The organism is Streptomyces sp. 150FB (genome assembly GCF_000818195.1).
GTDB lineage: Bacteria > Actinomycetota > Actinomycetes > Streptomycetales > Streptomycetaceae > Streptomyces.
Window position 1 is genome coordinate 3,614,434 of the sequence record NZ_JTHL01000001.1, and the last position, 13,277, is coordinate 3,627,710.

A 13,277-nucleotide genomic window follows, 5' to 3' on the forward strand; every position below is an offset into this window, starting at 1 on the left:
GTTAGCGTCCGGACACGTACCTCCTGCGACCCCGTCACCCTCCGTCGCCGGTCGCTCGGCCCGTAACGGCTCGTCCGGGGCGGTCAGTTCGCGGTTCCCGCAGGTGAAGGGGGGCGCGCAGGGGTGGTGTCCGGGATACTCACGCGTGATTTGCGGCGGAGGGCCGCGTACACCTGGCATCCGCCCGCACGCGCCGTAAATTGTGCATCCCGGATGCCACCCCGGAGCGACACCCGACAACAACCGCAACCAACGGCCGCGCACCCCAACCGCGTCCGCGAAACGCACGCGGCGCGCACCGCAACGCCAGACCCACGGCCGCCCGCCGCGAGGCGACCCGGCGACACCGACCGTCAACCCGCCCCGGTAGGTCGCTCCGCCAGGACCGCGAAGGACGCTCCCTGGTTGTCCACGAAGACCGCCATCCGGCCCGTCTCGATGTCGTACGGCGGGCCCGTCACCCGGCCGCCCAGGCGGGTGACCGTGGTGGCGGTCGCGTCGCAGTCGGTGACAGCGAAGTAGCTGAGGAAGTGGCCCGGCAGCTCCGCCGGGAACGCGTCGGTGATGACGCTGCGGCCGGCCACCGCGGTGTTCCGGCGCGGGATGGTGCCGGCCGGGGACCACACGCGGTACGCGGTCGGGCCGGGCGCGGCGGTGTCCTCGTCCGTGACGTCCGTGCCTCTGAAGCCGAAAACCGACTCGTAGAACGGGTCGACCGCCGCCGCGTCCCTCGTATAGACCTCTGTCCAGCAGAAAGATCCCGGCAGGCCCGTTTTCTCGAATCCGGTGTCCTCGCCCGCTTCCAGAAGCCCGAATACCGCGCCCGCCGGGTCCGCCCCCAGCGCCACGACACCGAACCGGCCCAGCGGAATCGGCTCCCGTACCAGCAGCCCGCCCGCTTCCCGGATCTTCCGGCTGGTGGCGTTGGCGTCGGAAACCGCGAAATAGATGCTCCATACGGTGGGCATACGGCCGTCCCGCTTGGCGGTCAGGCCCCCCACCCGTTTCCCGTCGCTGAAGGCCTCGGTGTATTGCCCATAACCCGCACCGCCGCCCGCGACGCCCGCACCGCTGTCGTCGCCGTCGTCGCCGAAGGTCCAGCCGAACAGCTCGCCGTAGAAGCGCTTGCCCGCTTCGAGATCGGGGAGCGCCACGTCCAGCCAGCAGGGTGTGCCGTCAGCGAATGCGACCATGAGCGGGTCCTTCCTTCACCCCCCTGCGCCCCCTCGTAAAGCCAAGCTAATGGCCCATGGGCCGAGGCGCAGCGGATGAAAATAGAACATGTGCCCTCATTATCCCAATACGGGGCGGGCACCACCTGGACTTGTCCACCTAAGTTGTCCACAGGCTGTTGATAACACTATTGCGGGGCGGCCTGGCGGCCCGGGCCCTGCGCGGAGTGGCCGGTTCCCCATTTGCAGTCGGCCAAATCGCGCTCCGATCACCCGTCGGTAAGCTGACGTCATGACAGGACAAGTACGCACGGTCGACGGCCGCGTGGCTGGTCGGCGAGGCCAGGCGACGCGGCAGAAGCTGCTCGACTGCCTCAGCGAGATGCTCAGCTCCTCGCCGTACCGGGACGTCAAAGTCATTGACGTGGCCCGGAAGGCGGGGACTTCACCCGCGACCTTCTACCAGTATTTCCCAGATGTCGAGGGCGCCGTCCTCGAGATCGCCGAGGAAATGGCCAAGGAGGGATCCGGGTTGACCGAGTTGGTCTCCGGACGCTCCTGGGTCGGCAAGGCCGGCTGGCAGTCCGCCGAAGGACTTGTCGAGGGATTCCTCGACTTCTGGCGCAAGCACGACGCGATCCTCCGCGTCGTCGATCTCGGTGCGGCAGAAGGGGATAAACGGTTCTACAAGATCCGTATGAGGATCCTCAACACCGTCACGAACTCCCTTACGGAATCCGTGAAGGAGCTTCAGTCGAAGGGCCGCGTCGACAAGGACGTCAATCCGGCGGCCCTCGCCGGTTCGCTGGTCGTGATGCTCGCCGGAGTGGCCTCGCACCAGAAGGGTTTCCAGACCTGGGGTGTGAAGCAGGCCGAGCTGAAGCCGAATCTGGCTCTCCTGGTGCACCTGGGCATCACCGGCAAAAAGCCCACGAAGTAACCGTGAAAACAGACCGGCGCACCAAGCCGGCGGGCCCGTTACGGGCGTGCCCCTCCTCCTCCGTCCTGTCACGCCGGTGGGGATCACCGAGCTGATCCCCACCGGCGTTCCCGTCCCCGGGACGCGGACCGACGGACGCGAGCGGCGCACGGCTCCACCGCCCGGTTGAATGGCGGGATGAACGCAGCCGACGGCACCGAACACCGGAACCCCCCGGGGGACCCCCAAGACCCGCAGGACGCCTTCCGGACTCTGCTGCACGCGCAGCGGGTCTGGGACATCGAGCTGCCCGCCTTCGATCCGGACGGCGCGCCGGACGAGCCGCTGCCGCTGTTCCACCGGTGGTTCGGCGAGGCCGTGGCGGCCGGGCAGCCCGAGCCGCACACGATGACGCTGGCGACCGCCGACGCCGACGGCCGGCCGGACGTACGGACCCTGATGCTGCATGACGCCGATCCGCGCGGCTGGCACTTCGCCTCGCACGCGACCAGCCGCAAGGGCCGCCAGCTCGCCGTACGGGCCGAGGCCGCGCTGAACTTCTACTGGCCGTCACAGGGCCGTGCCGTACGCCTCCGTGGCCGGGTCGTCCCCGCCGGACCCGCGGAGAGCAGCGCCGACCTGCACGCGCACTCGACGGGGGCGCTGGCCTCCGCGCTGGTGGGGCGGCAGAGCGACGTACTGGAGTCGGCCGGGGAACTGGCGGCGGAGAGCGACGCAGCCTGGGACAGGGCGCGACGCGAGCCGGAGGCGGAGGCGGCGTCGTGGACGCTGTACGTCCTGGCCCCCGACGAGGTGGAGTTCTTCCAGGGCGACGCGCACAGGCGCCATGTGCGGCTGCGCTACCGGCTGGCGAAGGACGAGTGGGCACGGGAGCTGCTCTGGCCGTAGGCCCGGACCGGCAGAGCGTGTGAGCGCCTGGGCTCGGTCACCGCAGCGGGGTGATCACTGAGGGGCCGGTGAACTCGCTGGCGAGGGCATCCATGATCAGCTCATCGCAGCTCTGGCCGAGCCAGTAGCCGGCCTCGCGGAGGGCACCGGCGGCACGGAAACCGGCCTTCTCGTAGGCACGGATGCCGGGTTTGTTGGGCGCGAGCACCTTCAGCCAGACCATTCGCAGGTTGGTGACGTGGAAGGCGTAGTCGAGGGTCAGCCGGGTGGCGGCGGTCCCGAGGCCCTTGCCGCGGGCCTCAGGGGCGAGCATCACGATGTATTCGGCGGTGCGGACGGCCGGGTCGGGAAGCATGGTGGTGACGCCGACCGGGACGGGGGTCTCGCCAGTGAGGTCGTAGATGGTGAAGCGCACGTTTGCGCCGCGGAGTTGGTGGGTGATGCCCTCGGTACGGGACTCCAGCGACTCCGGTCGCTGCTGGCCGAAGCCGACGAGAAGGGCGGGGTCCTGTTCCCACCGCCAGTACGTCTCGACGAGATCAGCGCGGTAGGGGCCGAGGCCGCAGGTTGCGTCGCGGACCCAGATGGCGGGCTCAGGGCTGACGGTGATGACGGGCTCCGATGGTGAGGACGGGCGTGTAGGCGAGTGTCGAGTCCGGTTCGGCGACCTGGCCGCCTTCAGTCTGCACCCAGGCGTGCAGCCGGACGGGGTCGGCGGCGATACCGTGGCACCAGGTGACGGACAGGCGCCGGGCGGCCAGCAGCAGTACGGCGGCGGCGGACTCCTCCAGACAGGCGGTCCGAACGGGAGAATGCCATCCGGCGGCCCGGACGGCGAGTACGGCAGCCGTGGCTTGTCCGGGCGTGGCCGGGCGGCGGCAGGTTGACGTGGCGCGGTGGACGGCGCGGATCACCCGGAGCATCGTGGTGCGGCGGCTCCCTGCTTTCTCGACTGCGGCGACCGAGGCGAGCGCTGCCGCGGCGCCGAGCAGAGCCCGCCGCGGGACGGGTTCGGGGCGGGCGGTGCCGCCAGGGTGTTCGGTGCTGCCCCAACTCGCGGTCGTGGTCGTGGCCTTGATCAGTGGCCACGGCCGGGCCGCCGGAGAAGGGGCGAGCAGTCCCGCGCCCAGGAGCTGAGCGGACAGCGCACCGGGCAGCGAAGTTGACCGGCCGGTGCGGGCTGCCTCGCGGAAGCGAACGGCGGCGGCCGGCAACAGGCCCCGCACCTGGCCGGTGCGGTAGGAGACGAGGACCAGGACGTGCCCGAAGTCGGCAGCGCGGACGTGCGCAGGCTGAGCGAGAAGATCGAGGTCAGGCACGAGACTCGCTCCTCGCCGGGGTACGGGTCCAGTTCGGGGCGGGATCGCGGTGGTGAGCGGTCAACCACGCTTCGGCGGCAAGGGCTTGTTCGAGGGTGGCGAGCGGCACCGGAAGGCCGGCGGCGGCCTCGTACAAGTGCCGGCGGAATCGGCCGGGGTCGAGGAGACCAAGGTCGGCGAGGTAGCCGTCCGCGAGAGCGGACAGCTCGCGCAGGTTGGCCCGCATCCCGGTGTAGTGGTCGGCCGCAAAGCTGCCCTTGGTGGTGCGCGCGGCGGTCTGCGGCGGCAGCAAGTCGGCCATCGCGCGTGCCAGTTGGGGCTTGTAGGTGTACAGCGCTGGTCTGCGGTCGAGCGGACAGCTCAGCACGGCGTCCACCACGACCGGATCGAGGAAGGGGTTGTGCAGGTCGATGCCGACCGAGGCGGCGAGCTGGGCGTCCGCGGCGGCGGTGCGGGCAACCTCGCGGATCTCGTCCACGCACGCCCGTACCGCGAAGTCCAGCCCGGGTAACGGGTCCGGCTCGGCCGCTGTCCGGTGGGCGGCATCGGCCAGCAAGCGGTGGGCAGAAGGGCCGGCCCAGGCCGCCCACCGCCGGCAGCCCCGCACGCGCCTGAGGTGCGCGATCCTGGCATCCCTACTCGATGTCGAGTGGCGCCGCGTCGCTGGAGAGGCGGGCGTGCAGGTGCACGTCGCGGAAGACGTCCATCCGGCCCGAGTCGAACATCGCGTCCCGCAGCGCCCCTTCGGCGAGGTAGCCGCAGCGCACGGCGATGCGGCAGGAGGCGTCGTGGCCTATGGCGTGGCCCAGGTCGATGCGGTGGAGCCCGGCGCTCTCGAAGGCCCAGCGCGTGCAGAGTTCCAGCGCGCGGCGGGCGACCCCGCGGCCCCGGGCCTCGGGCAGCACCCAGTAACCGACGCGTCCGGTACGCATCCGCAGATCGATCATCCCGAGCCCGATGTGCCCGACGACCGGCCCCTCGGCCGGGCCCGTCGCGCCTGTCGCGCCCGTCGCGTCCTCCGTGACGCAGAAGTGCGCCATCTCGCCGCGCTCCCACCCCTCCGCCCGCGCCCGGACGGCCTGCGCCGCGTCGGCCTCGGTGGTGACCGGCACCAGCGGGGTGTTCCAGCGCAGGAAGTCGGGGTCGGTGACGCCGCGCAGCATCGCGGTCAGGTCGCTCGCGTCGTCGGCGCGCCAGGCGCGCAGGCGCAGCCCGTAACCACGTATGTCGGTGGGAGCCGGGAGGTGGAGACGTGGAGATTCGGTCATCCGTTCATTCAACAACGATGTGTGCCCGGCATGGAGAGAGGGGGTGCGCACACGATCCACACCCGTACGTGACCTATTCGCAACCGATTCCCATCTTGACCGAGACCCAACAAGTGTCAGCGCGATTACGCTGAGTTTTCATGCCCGCTGAGACCACCCCCACGAACGACCACCCGGTGTACGTCATCGGCGGCGGGCCCGGCGGGCTCGCCGTCGCCGCCGTACTGCGGGAACGGGGCGTACGCGCCGTCGTCCTGGAGAAGTCCCCAGCCGTCGGAGACTCCTGGCGTCGTCACTACGACCGGCTGCACCTGCACACCACCCGCAAGAAGTCCGCCCTGCCCGGGCTGCCGATGCCGCGCTCCTTCGGGCGCTGGGTCGCCCGCGACAACGTGGTGCGCTATCTGGAGAAGTACGCGGAGTACCACGAACTCGACGTCGTCACCGGCGTGGAGGTCACCGGGATCGAGCGCACCGCCGACGGGTCCGGCTGGCTGCTGCACGCCTCCGGGGGCCGGGAGTTGACCGGTCGCGCCGTCGTCGTCGCCACCGGCTACAACCACACGCCGCGCATCCCGTCCTGGCCGGGGAGGGACTCGTACGCGGGCGAACTGCTGCACGCGAGCGCGTACCGCGAAGCGGGACCGTACGCCGGTAAGGACGTGCTCGTCGTCGGTGTCGGCAACACGGGCGCCGAGATCGCGGTCGACCTGACGGAGGGCGGCGCGGCGCGGGTACGGCTGGCCGTCCGCACGGCTCCCCACATCGTGCGCCGCTCCACGCTGGGCTGGCCCGCGCAGTCGACGGCCATCCTCGTACGGCGGCTGCCCACGCGGCTGGTCGACAGGGCGGCGGCGGTCCTGTCCCGGATCTCCGTGCCGGACCTCTCGTCCAAGGGCCTGCCGCGCCCGGAGACGGGCCTCTACTCCCGGGTGCGCGAGGGCGCGATCCCGGTCCAGGACGTGGGGCTGCTCAAGGCCGTACGCAAGGGGCTGATCGAACCGGTGGCCGCGGTCGAATCCTTCGAGGACAACAAGGTCGTCCTGGCGGACGGCAGCCGGATCTCGCCCGACGTGGTGATCGCTGCCACGGGCTACGAGCGCGGTCTGGAGGGCCTGTTGGGCGGCCTGGACGTACTGGACGAGCGGGGCCGTCCGGCGACCCACGGCCGGCGGGCCCCGAAGCAGGCCCCTGGCCTGTACTTCACGGGCTTCACCAATCCGATCAGCGGCGCACTCCGGGAACTGAGGAGAGACGCCTACCGCATCGCGAAGGCGCTTTCGCGGTAAGGGGGTTGGGTGGTCCGGGTTGGGTGACTTGCGGGGCGGCTGCCGGGCGTGGTGGGCGGCCCCCCGGGGGAGCGGGGGGCCCATCGGCCGAGGACAACCCTGGTCCCGTCCCGCCGCGTTCGGCGCGTCGGCAGTCTCCGTGGTGGTCACGGCCGAAGTACTCGTCGCGCCCGGGACGGGTTCGGCTGTCCGGCGCCGGTCGCTTCGCAATGCTGCCCACGACCCGCCGGGGGCCACCCTTTTTGCCGCGATGTTCACTCGTTGCGGGCATTCGGAGTCGTTCCATCACGGCATGAACACCGGTGTACGCGCCGGAGGTGAGCCCCCGGCGCGGAATCCTCTCCCGGAAATGGGTCAGGCCGGTGAGGCCACCGCGACCGCCGGCCGGTGCCTGATCACCAGCGCCATCAGCGCCGCCGCCGCGCACAGCGCGCCCGACGCGTACCAGACCACGTCGTACGAGCCGAAGACATCACGCGCGAGTCCCCCGGCGAACGCGACGATCGCCGCACCCACCTGGTGTGAGGCGAAGACCCAGCCGAAGACGATCGGGCTGTCGGCGCCGTAGTGGTCGCGGCACAGGGCGATCGTCGGCGGGACCGTCGCGACCCAGTCGAGGCCGTAGAAGACGATGAAGAACAGCATCGGCGGGTGGACCGACGGCGCCAGCAGCATCGGCAGGAAGAGCAGCGAGATCCCGCGCAGCGCGTAGTAGACCGCCAGCAGCCGCCGCGCGTCGAAGCGGTCGGTGAACCAGCCCGAGGCGATCGTCCCCACCACGTCGAAGACGCCGACCACGGCGAGCAGCGAGGCCGCCGTGGTGACCGGCAGCCCGTGGTCGTGGGCGGCCGGTACGAAGTGGGTCCTGACCAGGCCGTTCGTCGACGCCCCGCAGATCGCGAAGCTGCCGACCAGCAGCCAGAAGGGGCCGGTGCGCGCCGCCGAGAAGAGCACGGTGACCGTACGCCGCGCAGCGCCCATCATCGGCGCCGGCTTCGGCGTGAACTCCTCGGCCCCGTACGCCGACAGGCCCACGTCCGCCGGGTGGTCGCGCATCAGCAGCCAGACGAACGGGACCACCGCCAGCGCGGCCAGCGCGACCGTGATCGAGGCCGGGCGCCAGCCGTGGTGCTCCACCAGCCAGGACAGCAGCGGGAGGAAGACCAGTTGGCCCGAGGCGCCGGCCGCCGTGAGGATGCCGGTGACCAGGCCGCGCCGGGCGACGAACCAGCGGTTGGTGACGGTCGCGGCGAAGACCAGCGCCATCGAGCCGCTGCCCAGGCCGACCAGGAGCCCCCAGTACAGGACGAGTTGCCAGGACGCCGTCATGACCACGGTCAGTCCGGCGCCGACCGCTATCAGGGTGAGGGCGACGGCGACGACCCTGCGGATACCGAAGCGGTCCATCAGCGCGGCGGCGAACGGCGCCGTCAGTCCGTACAGCGCGAGATTCACCGACACGGCGAAGCCGATCGTGCCGCGCGACCAGCGGAACTCGTCGTGCAGCGGGTCGATCAGCAGGCCGGGCATCGAGGAGAAGGCCGCGGCGCCGATGATCGTCACGAAGGTGACGGCGGCGACGAACCACGCCCGGTGGATCCGGCCCGGCGGGCGCGGCGCCCGAGCAGCCCGACGTGGCGCCCGGACCGGGGCCGGGGTGGCACGGGGCTCGGGAGCGTCCTCCGCTGGGCGGTGTTCGGTTGTCTGGGTCACGTCAGAAAGCATCCGTGAGCGCGGCGCGACCATACGAGTGGCCCGACAGCCAGTGTTCGCTACAATCGGGCCATGGCGCTCACATCCCCCCAGCCGGATGCCCGGCGTACGGCCGCCCGGCACACGGCCGCCGGACACACGCCCGCGCACCGCGTCGCCGTGCTCGCCCTCGACGGAGTCATCCCCTTCGAACTCGGCATCCCCCACCGGATCTTCGGCCGCCCGCGCGGCCCCGGGGGCGAGAAGCTGTACGAGGTCGTCACCTGCTCGGTCCGGCCGCCGGGCCCCGTACGTACCGACGCCGACTACGTGATCCTCGCCGAGCACGGTCCCGAGGCGCTCGCGACCGCCGACACGGTGATCATTCCGGCCTCGTACGAACTCGGCCCCGTCTACACCGAAGGCCGGCTCACCGGCGAACTCGCCGCCGCCCTCGCCCTGGTGCGGCCCGGCACCCGGATGGTCTCGATCTGCACCGGCAGCTTCGTCCTGGCCGCCGCCGGGCTGCTGGACGGCCGGCCCGCCACCACCCACTGGTCGTCCACCGACCGCTTCCAGCGGCTGTTCCCGCGCGTCAAGGTCGACGCCGGGGTGCTGTTCGTCGACGACGGCGACATGCTGACGTCGGCGGGGGTCGCCGCCGGGATCGACCTCTGTCTGCACATCGTGCGGCGCGACCACGGCACAGCCACGGCGAACGAGGTGGCGCGGCTCACCGTCGTCCCGCCGTACCGCGAGGGCGGCCAGGCGCAGTACATCGAGCGGCCCATCCCCGAACCGCAGTTGGCGACCACCACCGCCGCGCGCGCGTGGGCGCTCGACCGGCTGCACGAGCCGATCCAGCTTCGCGACATGGCCGGACAGGAGTCCATGTCCGTACGGACGTTCACGCGGCGGTTCCGCGAGGAGGTCGGCGTCAGCCCCGGCCAGTGGCTGACCTTTCAGCGGGTCGAACGGGCCAGGCAACTGCTGGAGTCCACGGATCTCTCGATCGACCAGGTGGCGCGCGACGCGGGGTTCGGTACGGCGCAGTCGATGCGACAGCACCTTCAGTCGGTGCTGGGTGTCCCGCCGACGGTCTACCGGCGCACGTTTCGCGCCGGGGCCGGCAGGTAATTGCCGCGAAAGTTTTCCACAGCCTGTGCACGAGCGAGTCTGGCCACTCCCTCATGCTGACAAAATGCCGTAACGCACGCCGAACGGGTGGGTCCGGGCTCAATATCTGTGGGTCGCGCCGTAGATCGCCCCGCAGACGCCCGCTCGGGCACCGCCACGGGCACGGGGAGCGGCTCGATGAGTGGCGCTGGTGCCGGTGCCGGCGGTGGTGTTGGCGCTGACGTTCGCGCCGGCGCTCGCGCACGGCTCGTACGCCGTCACCGTGCCCGGCGCCGTCCGGTCCACCTCGCACCAGACGCGCTTGCCCCTGCCCTCCGGCTGCCACCCCCACCGGTCGGCGAGCACCTCCACCAACTCCAGGCCGCGGCCGTTGGTGTCGTCGCCGTCCGCGTGGCGCGGGCGCGGCGGGGAGGCGCTGGCGTCGGCGACCTCGATCCGTACCGTACGGACCGCGGCACCCACCGCCGTACCGGCCGCGTCAGCGCCGGAGCCCGCACCCGAGCCGGAACCGGGCCCCGCACCCGAGCCGGGGCCCGAGCCGAAGAGCAGTCGCAGCACGGCCGGACGGCACGTGTGCACCACGGCGTTGGTGATCAGCTCGGAGATGAGCACGATCGCCGTCTCGGCCGCCGGCTCATCCTCGTCCATCCCATGACCGACGAGCCTCGAACGGGCCCATCGACGGGCACGCCCCACCTCCGCGGGGTCGGCCCCTACGTCCAGTTGAACCTGAAGCACCTGCACCGCTCACACCATCCGAACCGGCGGACACATCGCCTCGCACCTCGACAGGGTCCTCAACAGGGTCACAGAACGTGACTCCCTTGCGAGACAGCATGGTTGACGTACAGTCACCGCAACAAGCGCTTCGGGCATATTCCAGCGCGAATGAGTATGCGTACCGCATACTGTGCGACGCCCGTCGCGAGGGGTCGAACCATGGGCACGCGAAGTGCCTTTGTCCCGTGGGGGCGGGATACATCCGGGTTCCCGGAATCGCCCTACCGGCAACTCCGCGACCGCCCCGCCTCAGAACTTCTCGCACCTGACGGAGCGTACCGGAGCTGTCACGCGACTCCGGCCCGTGACAGCACGTCCTTAGGACACAACCCGGTATCGACCGGAGGGCCGTCCGGGGAACCGTCCGCTCGACACGCTCAGTTACTCTCCGGCTGGCCGGGGCCAGGACTTACGTTTCTGATGCAACGCTCGTCGCGCGACGGTGAGTTGTGAGGCCGGGAAGCGTGCGGACCTTGTCTTGCCATGCCGCGTGCGCCGCCGCCGGGCCGGGCCGTCGGATCGCGGTCGGGTCGCCGTCGGGTCTACGGCTCCGGCGTGACGTAGTAGGCGGCGAAGGACGTCAGGATTTCTTCCTCGGTGATCCGGCCGTCGCCGTCCCCGTCGAGGCTCGCAGCGGCCTGTGTCGCCACGTCCGGGGCAGCGCCGAGCACCCGCAGCGCGCGCTCGGCGGCGGCCGGGGTCACCCCGCTGCCGTCCTCGTCGGCGATGGCGATCACCGCGTGCAGGAACGGCCGGGCGATCTCGGCGAAGCGCTGGGGGCTGTCACGCAGCCGCTTCGCCGCGCCCATGATGAATTCCTGCCGGCTGACGCGCTGGTCCCCGTCCACGTCGGCGATCCCGGCCATGCCCTGCCAGAACGCCTCGGCGCCGCTGTAGAGCGCCTGCCCCTTGTCGGACCTGGCCGTCGTACCGAACTCGGCGAGCAGTGCCGCCGCCGCACCACTGAAGTCCTCGCGGTCGATGTAGCCGTTGCCGTCCTGGTCGAAGGCTGCGAACCGGGACGCGATCTTGGCCTCGTACTCTGCGCTGTCCATGCCCCGGAGCGTACGACGACGGACACCGGCCGTGTGGCCTGTTGCGTACAGATCAGCCGTTAATGCCCGGTGCCCGTCCTTGGCCGGAGCGCGCCTTACGCGGAAAGGGGCCGGCAGGTCTCGTCCACGGCTGTCGGCACATCCGGGTAGATCTCGAACAGCCTGCGCACGCCCAGCGCCGCCAGTACCCGGTTGACGTGCGAGCCGTCCTCCGAGCCCCCGGCGGGCAGGATCAGATGCAGTCGGCCCTGGCAGGAGCGCAGCAGGCGGCGAGCGGCGATCAGCACACCCACGCCGCTGGAGTCGCAGAAGAACACCTCGGACAGGTCGAGCACCAGCTCACGACGGCCTCCGGCCACGGCTTCATGCACCCGCTGGCGCACTTCGGGCGACGTCATGATGTCCAGTTCGCCCGTGATGCGCAGTACGGTCCACGCGCCGTCCTCGGCCTCGTCCACCTTGAGCGTCACTCGCCTGGACCTTTCCTCGTGCCGATGCGGAGGCGATCCGGAAGTCGCCCTTCCTTCGCCGCTGCCCGACCCCACTCCCACCAAACACGTTGAGAGAACGGTCACCGGTCCCTCACCATACGGACTCCTCACCGTGACGTACTCCATAGCGCGACTGGCGGCTCTGGGGGCGCACTTGAGGCAAAGGGGCGTGCGTTGTCGGTTCTGCCCACTACATTCGATGGAAGGGGCGGCCTTCCACAGCGGACCTGGGAACGCCGGGGAGCACCCGTGAGCACCAGCGATACGCGTCGCACAGCGCCGCACAGCAGGGCACAGCACCGCACGGCACACGGAGAACCAGGGCAGGCACGGGGCGGCAAGGCCGGGGAAGGCTGGGAGTCGTATGACGAAGGACACACCGGCCCGCTGGGACCGCAGGATGCAGCAGCGGCTCGCGCGGGGTGAGGCCGCCGCGCTCGGCGAGTTGTACGACCGCTACGCGTCGCTCGTACACAGCATCGCCAACCGCGTCTTCGACGACGACGACGCAGCCGACCGGATCACCCGCGAGGTCTTCGGGCACGTCTGGGAGAACCCCGACACCTACGACCCCAAGCAGGGCTCGATCAGCTCGTGGGTGGCGAAAGTCACACGCCAGCAGGCCGTGCGACGGTTCCGCGAGACGGAGACCGAGGCGTACGAGGCGAGCGGCGCCGTCGGCGCGGAGGAGGCCGAGGAGCTGGAGCGGAAGGTACGCAGAGCCGCCGCCGTGGCCCGCGCCGACTACATCGTCACGTCGATGCCCGCACCGCTGCGCGAGGCGCTGGAGCTGGCGTACCACCAGCGCCGTGACTACCGGCAGACCGCCGAGGACCTGGGGGTCACCGCCGACGAGGCGCGTCGCAGGCTCCGGCTCGGCCTGCAACTTCTCTCCACGGCCAACACACAGGCGCTGGAAGGCTCCTCCCCGCCCGGAAACGGACGATCCCTGTGACGGGCCCGCTCGACGGCGGCCGCGACGGCCGTGACGGCGGCGGCGGAGACGGCGGCGACGACGACTCCGAACGGCCCGAAGCCCCCGAACGGCCCGGTGGCTTCCCCCGGATACCTGGCCCGCGCGCGGCGGGCGACGACATGGACCCGCCGCCGCGCCTCGATCCGCCGCCCGGCTCCGGCACGGCGCCCGGCCCTGCCGACGCGTCCGGCTCCGACGACGACGTCCCGGACTCCGACTTCGACTTCGACTTCGAGGTGTGGGACCGCGCGGTCGAGACCTCGGGTCCCG

General features: G+C 71.1%; 14 protein-coding genes and 1 pseudogene. 6 read left to right on the plus strand and 9 right to left on the minus strand.

The features are described from left to right. Nucleotides 1-353: 353 nt before the first annotated feature. Nucleotides 354-1,193 carry a VOC family protein gene (locus tag QR77_RS15420; protein WP_040022346.1) on the minus strand — a complete coding sequence of 280 codons (840 nt, stop codon included), beginning with the start codon at nucleotides 1,191-1,193 and terminating at the stop codon, nucleotides 354-356. A 271-nt stretch (nucleotides 1,194-1,464) separates the two neighbouring features. Between QR77_RS15420 and QR77_RS15425 the strand changes: the two genes are divergently transcribed. Both QR77_RS15425 and QR77_RS15430 read left to right on the plus strand, forming a co-directional pair. Beyond that, nucleotides 1,465-2,112 carry a TetR family transcriptional regulator gene (locus tag QR77_RS15425; RefSeq protein ID WP_040022347.1) on the plus strand — a complete coding sequence of 216 codons (648 nt, stop codon included), beginning with the start codon at nucleotides 1,465-1,467 and terminating at the stop codon, nucleotides 2,110-2,112. 177 nt (nucleotides 2,113-2,289) lie between these two features. Then, nucleotides 2,290-3,000: a pyridoxal 5'-phosphate synthase gene (locus QR77_RS15430; protein WP_078876699.1), complete on the plus strand. Its 711-nt coding sequence runs from the start codon at nucleotides 2,290-2,292 to the stop codon at nucleotides 2,998-3,000. Between the two features lie 37 nt (nucleotides 3,001-3,037). Here QR77_RS15430 and QR77_RS15435 read toward each other — a convergent pair whose 3' ends face one another. From QR77_RS15435 to QR77_RS15450, 4 genes are read right to left on the minus strand one after another with little or no spacing between them, the layout of a single operon-like run. After that, nucleotides 3,038-3,586: a GNAT family protein gene (locus QR77_RS15435; protein WP_040022348.1), complete on the minus strand. Its 549-nt coding sequence runs from the start codon at nucleotides 3,584-3,586 to the stop codon at nucleotides 3,038-3,040. A 7-nt stretch (nucleotides 3,587-3,593) separates the two neighbouring features. Then, nucleotides 3,594-4,319, minus strand: coding sequence for a lasso peptide biosynthesis B2 protein (locus QR77_RS15440; protein ID WP_040022350.1), 726 nt, complete (start codon nucleotides 4,317-4,319; stop codon nucleotides 3,594-3,596). Continuing rightward, complete coding sequence (locus QR77_RS15445) at nucleotides 4,312-4,926, minus strand: asparagine synthase-related protein (RefSeq protein WP_236710668.1); 615 nt, start codon at nucleotides 4,924-4,926, stop codon at nucleotides 4,312-4,314. Before QR77_RS15445 ends, QR77_RS15440 begins: the two co-directional genes overlap by 8 nt. 28 nt (nucleotides 4,927-4,954) lie before the next feature. Beyond that, nucleotides 4,955-5,587 carry a GNAT family protein gene (locus QR77_RS15450; protein WP_040022351.1) on the minus strand — a complete coding sequence of 211 codons (633 nt, stop codon included), beginning with the start codon at nucleotides 5,585-5,587 and terminating at the stop codon, nucleotides 4,955-4,957. Nucleotides 5,588-5,727: 140 nt separating this feature from the next. On the opposite strand from QR77_RS15450, the gene QR77_RS15455 reads away from it, so the two are divergent. Beyond that, the gene (locus QR77_RS15455) at nucleotides 5,728-6,876 is read left to right on the plus strand and encodes an NAD(P)/FAD-dependent oxidoreductase (RefSeq protein WP_040022353.1); all 1,149 of its coding nucleotides are present in this window, start codon (nucleotides 5,728-5,730) and stop codon (nucleotides 6,874-6,876) included. A 354-nt stretch (nucleotides 6,877-7,230) separates the two neighbouring features. Here QR77_RS15455 and QR77_RS15460 read toward each other — a convergent pair whose 3' ends face one another. Beyond that, nucleotides 7,231-8,601, minus strand: coding sequence for an MFS transporter (locus QR77_RS15460; protein WP_040028013.1), 1,371 nt, complete (start codon nucleotides 8,599-8,601; stop codon nucleotides 7,231-7,233). A 60-nt stretch (nucleotides 8,602-8,661) separates the two neighbouring features. On the opposite strand from QR77_RS15460, the gene QR77_RS15465 reads away from it, so the two are divergent. Beyond that, a complete protein-coding gene (locus QR77_RS15465; protein WP_078876705.1) occupies nucleotides 8,662-9,705 on the plus strand; it encodes a helix-turn-helix domain-containing protein in 1,044 nt (347 codons plus the stop codon). Between the two features lie 99 nt (nucleotides 9,706-9,804). Here the strand turns inward: QR77_RS15465 and QR77_RS15470 are convergent, their stop codons facing one another. The 3 genes from QR77_RS15470 to QR77_RS15480 all read right to left on the minus strand — a co-directional run bounded on the left by QR77_RS15470 (nucleotide 9,805) and on the right by QR77_RS15480 (nucleotide 12,010). After that, the gene (locus tag QR77_RS15470) at nucleotides 9,805-10,449 is read right to left on the minus strand and encodes an ATP-binding protein (RefSeq protein ID WP_236710669.1); all 645 of its coding nucleotides are present in this window, start codon (nucleotides 10,447-10,449) and stop codon (nucleotides 9,805-9,807) included. Nucleotides 10,450-11,027: 578 nt separating this feature from the next. Next, on the minus strand, nucleotides 11,028-11,540 hold the full coding sequence (locus QR77_RS15475) for an EF-hand domain-containing protein (RefSeq protein ID WP_040022356.1): 513 nt from the start codon (nucleotides 11,538-11,540) through the stop codon (nucleotides 11,028-11,030). A gap of 95 nt (nucleotides 11,541-11,635) precedes the next feature. Next, the gene (locus QR77_RS15480) at nucleotides 11,636-12,010 is read right to left on the minus strand and encodes an STAS domain-containing protein (protein WP_040022357.1); all 375 of its coding nucleotides are present in this window, start codon (nucleotides 12,008-12,010) and stop codon (nucleotides 11,636-11,638) included. A gap of 385 nt (nucleotides 12,011-12,395) precedes the next feature. Between QR77_RS15480 and QR77_RS15485 the strand changes: the two genes are divergently transcribed. Both QR77_RS15485 and QR77_RS47795 read left to right on the plus strand, forming a co-directional pair. After that, nucleotides 12,396-12,986 carry a sigma-70 family RNA polymerase sigma factor gene (locus QR77_RS15485; RefSeq protein WP_040022358.1) on the plus strand — a complete coding sequence of 197 codons (591 nt, stop codon included), beginning with the start codon at nucleotides 12,396-12,398 and terminating at the stop codon, nucleotides 12,984-12,986. Next, a pseudogene (locus QR77_RS47795) lies at nucleotides 12,983-13,277 on the plus strand (hypothetical protein); the annotation flags it as partial. The gene QR77_RS15485 and the pseudogene QR77_RS47795, both read left to right, overlap by 4 nt.